A 1,993-nucleotide genomic window follows, 5' to 3' on the forward strand; every position below is an offset into this window, starting at 1 on the left:
ACACCTTGTTTATCGTAATTAGGAATTTTTCCAAAATTAAAATGTACTGGTGACCATTCAGGAGGCTTTCCTAATAGGTCTACATTCCAGTGATGTTCGAAGAATAATTCTGTATTACGTATTAACTTATTAAGTGTTGGATCTTCCACTACTTATCCCTCAAAATTTATAAATTAAAAAGCTTTCGGTCACGCTCATCTGTTAAATACTTATCCATCTGAGCAATTAATTTAGCTCTGGCTTGTTCATCATCTTCAGTGATCTTTAGCATACAGGATCCAATTAAAATTTTGCGTCTGGTATCATCCTTTCGAGCTTGTTCTTTCTCTTTAGCACGTTCTCTTGCCAGTGCTGCCTGTCTTTGAGCCTTTAACTGCTTTAGCTTTTCTTCCTGTGCTTTGATTTTGCTGTCTAGTGTTTCAGTAACGCTCATTAATCCAATACCATCATCCTGGGAAACCATCCCTAACATAAGCGCACTTGAATATGCATTCAAGGTGCTATATGTATAGTAATGTTTTCCTCGAAGAGCGCACTTATGCAAACTTCGTTTGCAAGTACGATTGGGGTCTCCCCAATACCCCGACAACCGTATCCACGGTTGTACTTCACTACGTGAAAATTTAAAAGCGAAAATAGGCATGGCGATTTACCACTTTTCAGTCAAAACCGTAGCACGATCAGCAGGGCGTTCCGCTACTGCTGCGATTGCCTATCGGGCAGGTGAAAAGATCTATTGTGAACGTGAGGGCCGAGAACATGATTACAGCCGAAAAACAGGTGTGGAATATAAAGAAATTTATTTACCCGAAGGCGCACCAGAACATTTAAAAAACCGGGAAAGACTCTGGAACGAAGTTGAACAACGGGAAACCCGAAAAAACTCGACAGTTGCCCGAGAATTTGAAATCGCTTTTCCAAGTGAATTAAATCAGGAACAACGCCTGGCCATGCTCGAAGAGCTATGCGCCAGTATCGTGGACAGACACCAGGTAGCCGTCGATGCCTGTATTCATGCACCGCATACTGGATCTGGTAGTGATGAACGCAATTATCACGCGCATATCCTGATGAGCACACGCAAACTTACTCAGGAAGGCTTCACCGAGAAAACCCGGGAACTGGATCAGAAACACAGTGGAGAAATCGAACACTGGCGCGAACACTTTGCCGATATCTGCAATATGCACCTGGATCTGGCTGGATACACTGCCCGAGTCGACCACCGCAGCTACAAAGACCAGGAGAATGGTTTAGAAGCCACGCTGCACGAAGGGCCGAAAGTCACCGAACTGCGCCGAAAAGGGATTGAGACCGAAATCAGCCGAAGCAATGACGAAATCAAACAGAGAAATCAGGCTCAGCTGCAATACAGCAAAAATATGGATCTGCTGATTGCTGAAAATGAGATCAAACTCAGCACACTGAAAACAGAACAGCAGATCCAAATCAAAAATAGCGCTAAAACGCCACCAATTGACGAAAAAGCCCTGTTTGAGGAAAAACAGAGGGAAACCCTTGGCAAAGTGCTAAAACGCGAAATCAGCGCAAAAGACGCGAATCTAGACCTGGATTTCATGCAGCGTAATCTCAAACAAGCCGAAATAACCCTGACCAAGCACCACAAACATCAAAATGAGTTCAATCAGCAGCTTGCCCAGGAGATCGTGAAAAGCGGACTCAAGCAAAGTCATGACAAATTGCAAAGCCTGGTCGATCAACACAACGAATTAACTCAGAACAAACCCTTACTGTTTGGAAAAAAAGCCTGGGAAGCCCAACGTGATGCGATTTACCAGGAGCACAAAAAGCTGAAAGGTCAGCATGAACACCAGAAAAAACATGGTGTGAAGGATTTATTGGAAAATGACAAATTCAAAGAACATGCCTGGAAGCAGTACCAACAACAACATCCAGCCAAAGCCAAGCAATACCAGACTCTATACCCATCCTATCAAGTCATTAAAAAATGTGTGGATGAGATCAAAGCAGA

At 43.5% G+C, this 1,993-nt stretch carries 2 protein-coding genes; one reads left to right on the forward strand and one right to left on the reverse strand.

Annotation, left to right across the window (positions count from 1 at the left end; translation table 11 throughout):
• Positions 1-166: 166 nt before the first annotated feature.
• Complete coding sequence (locus tag GVV58_RS15170; protein WP_088749624.1) at positions 167-433, reverse strand: mobilization protein; 267 nt, start codon at positions 431-433, stop codon at positions 167-169.
• Between the two features lie 208 nt (positions 434-641).
• Here GVV58_RS15170 and mobQ point away from each other — a divergent pair.
• Positions 642-1,993 (forward strand): MobQ family relaxase (mobQ, locus tag GVV58_RS15175; protein WP_159516860.1); only part of this gene is annotated, 1,352 nt, incomplete at its 3' end.

The sequence above is a fragment of the Acinetobacter sp. 18QD2AZ41W genome (genome assembly GCF_009829025.1).
Taxonomy (GTDB): Bacteria; Pseudomonadota; Gammaproteobacteria; order Pseudomonadales; family Moraxellaceae; genus Acinetobacter; species Acinetobacter pseudolwoffii.